The sequence below is a fragment of the Mesorhizobium sp. M7A.F.Ca.CA.001.08.2.1 genome (genome assembly GCF_003998455.1).
Taxonomy (GTDB): domain Bacteria; phylum Pseudomonadota; class Alphaproteobacteria; order Rhizobiales; family Rhizobiaceae; genus Mesorhizobium; species Mesorhizobium ciceri.
On the sequence record NZ_RZPW01000846.1, the window covers coordinates 1 to 2518 of the forward strand.

Genomic DNA, 2518 nt, shown 5'->3' on the forward strand with positions numbered 1-2518 from the left:
GCCGGTATCTGGGCCAGCGCTTCGGCCTGGCGTACCGAAAGGCCCTCTTCGACGATACGCTTGGCAAGGCCGGCCGGATCTTCCGCCGTCACCAGCGTGCGGGCATGGCCCGCCGACAGCGCGCCGTCGACCAGCATGTCGCGGATCACGTCCGGCAGCTTCAGGAGCCTGAGCGTGTTGGCGACATGGCTGCGGCTCTTGCCGATCACCTGGCCGAGATCAGCCTGGGTGTAGCCGTGCTCGTCGATCAGCTGCTGATAGCCAAGTGCTTCCTCGACCGCATTGAGGTCGGTGCGCTGGACGTTTTCGATGATCGCCAGCTCGAGCGCGGTGCGGTCGTTGACCTCGCGGATGATGACCGGGATCTCGGAAAGCCCGGCGCGCTGCGCCGCCCGCCAGCGCCGCTCGCCGGCGATGATCTCGTAACGGCCGGCCTGTGCCGGCGAAGGACGCGCCACCACCGGCTGGACGACGCCGTGTTCGCGGATCGACTGGGCAAGGTCGGTCAGCTCGGCGTCGCCGAAATGCCGCCGCGGATTCTTCGGATTGGGGGTCAGGAACTCGATCGGCACCTTGCCGTCGGCGCTCATGCCTGATTTTTCAGGCGCAGCTGGGCGATCAATCTCGCCGATCAGCGCCGCCAGCCCACGCCCCAGTCTCTTTCTCGAAAGGTCTTCGCTCATCTTTATTCCAGGTTCCGGATCGTTTCGGTATCGAATCGGCTCTTTAGATTGCAGGGAGTCTAATCAAGCGGCGCGTAACTTGCGCTCGCGGCGGATCACTTCCGACGCCAGTTGCAGATAGGCCTGGCTGCCCGAGCATTTCAGATCGTAAAGGATCGCCGGCTTGCCGTAGGACGGCGCCTCGGACACCCGCACATTGCGCGGGATGACGGTCTCGTAGACCTTGTCGCCCATATGCGACCGCACATCCTGCACCACCTGGTTGGCGAGATTGTTGCGGCCGTCATACATGGTCAGCACGATGCCCTGGATGGTCAGATCCGGATTGATCGAGCGGCGCACCTGCTCGACCGTCTCCAGCAACTGGCTGAGACCTTCGAGCGCGAAGAACTCGCATTGCAGCGGCACAAGAACAGAATCGGCCGCAGCCATTGAATTCAAGGTCAAAAGGTTGAGCGAGGGCGGGCAGTCGATCAGCACATAGCCGAAAGGTGCGCCGCGCTCGGTCGCGGCGCGCAGCGCATTGCGCAGCTTCAGCACGCGGTCGGGCGCGGAGGCGATCTCCATTTCGATGCCGAGCAGGTCGAGCGTCGACGGCACGATCGACAGGCCGGGCACCGCCGTCGGGATGGCCGCGGCCTCCAGCTCCAGCTCGCCGGTCAGCACGTCATAGGACGAGACCGTCCGATCCTTGCGGTCGATGCCGAGGCCGGTGCTGGCATTCCCCTGCGGATCGAGATCGACGATCAGCACCTTTTCGCCGATCGCGGCCAGCGCGGTCGCCAGATTGATGGCGGTGGTTGTCTTGCCGACGCCGCCTTTCTGGTTGGCTACGGTGATGATTCGGGGGCCATTCTTCATCATGGGTTTATGCCAGAAATTCATTTTGGGCGCCAAATCGCCTGTCAGTGACGGATCAGACAGGTCGCAGGTTGGACAATTCCAGGATGACGCCGCCAGCGTCGGTCACACTGGGATGTTCTACCAGATCGAAGGACCATCGGTGAACGCTTTCTTGCACTTCGGTGCGGTAATCCCGGCCTTTGTGAAACAGGCCGCGCGCGCCTGAAATCAGCCAGGGCGCCGACAGGTCCAGCAAGGTCGAAAGCGGAGCCAGCGCCCGCGCCGTGACGATCTGCGGCGTCGAAACAAGCGCATGACTGTCGTCGATGCGGCGCGCCACCACCCGCGCCGGCAGGCTGAACTGCCCGACGACGGTCTGCAGGAAGGATGCTTTTTTGCGATTGCTTTCAATCAGATCGATGCTGGCGCCGTCGCGCTCGGCCAGCAGGAAAGCCATGACAAGGCCCGGAAATCCGCCGCCCGAGCCGATATCCACCCAGCGTGTGGCGGCAGGCTCTATGCGCGCGAGCTGCGCGCTGTCCAATATATGACGCTGCCAGACGTCGCCCGAGGTCGATTGCGCCACCAGATTGATGCTGCGATTCCACTTCTGGAACATCTGCTCGAACGCCACCAGCCGATCGAATGTTTCACGTGAAACCGGGCCTGCCGTGTCCTGCAGGCTCGCTAGGGTCATAGAACTCACGCAACATCCTTTTGCAGGCGCTGGGCGCTCTCCGCGTGACGGACATGCGCGACAATGATCGCCAGCGCCGCCGGCGTCATGCCTTCCATGCGCTGGGCATCGGCGATGGAGCGCGGCCGCCGCGCCTGCATCTTCTGCTTCAACTCGTTCGACAGACCCGGCACGCCAGCGAAATCGACCGTCTCGGGGATCAGCCGGCTCTCTTCATGCCGGATCTGCGCGACATCCGTCTTCTGGCGATCGAGATAGACCGAATATTTGGCCTCTGTTTCGAGTCGCTCCGCCG

The 2518-nt window shown here is 63.3% G+C and carries 3 protein-coding genes and 1 pseudogene; all 4 read right to left on the reverse strand.

From position 1 onward, the window contains the following. Positions 1-683, reverse strand: a 683-nt coding sequence (locus EN914_RS31905) for a ParB/RepB/Spo0J family partition protein (RefSeq protein ID WP_127389525.1), incomplete at its 3' end; no start/stop codon positions are given. Between the two features lie 63 nt (positions 684-746). Beyond that, the gene (locus tag EN914_RS31910; protein WP_024504086.1) at positions 747-1547 is read right to left on the reverse strand and encodes a ParA family protein; all 801 of its coding nucleotides are present in this window, start codon (positions 1545-1547) and stop codon (positions 747-749) included. A gap of 52 nt (positions 1548-1599) precedes the next feature. Then, positions 1600-2232, reverse strand: coding sequence for a 16S rRNA (guanine(527)-N(7))-methyltransferase RsmG (gene rsmG, locus EN914_RS31915; RefSeq protein ID WP_024504087.1), 633 nt, complete (start codon positions 2230-2232; stop codon positions 1600-1602). Next, positions 2229-2518 (reverse strand): annotated as a pseudogene (locus EN914_RS31920) (tRNA uridine-5-carboxymethylaminomethyl(34) synthesis enzyme MnmG); the annotation flags it as partial. The pseudogene EN914_RS31920 and the gene rsmG, both read right to left, overlap by 4 nt.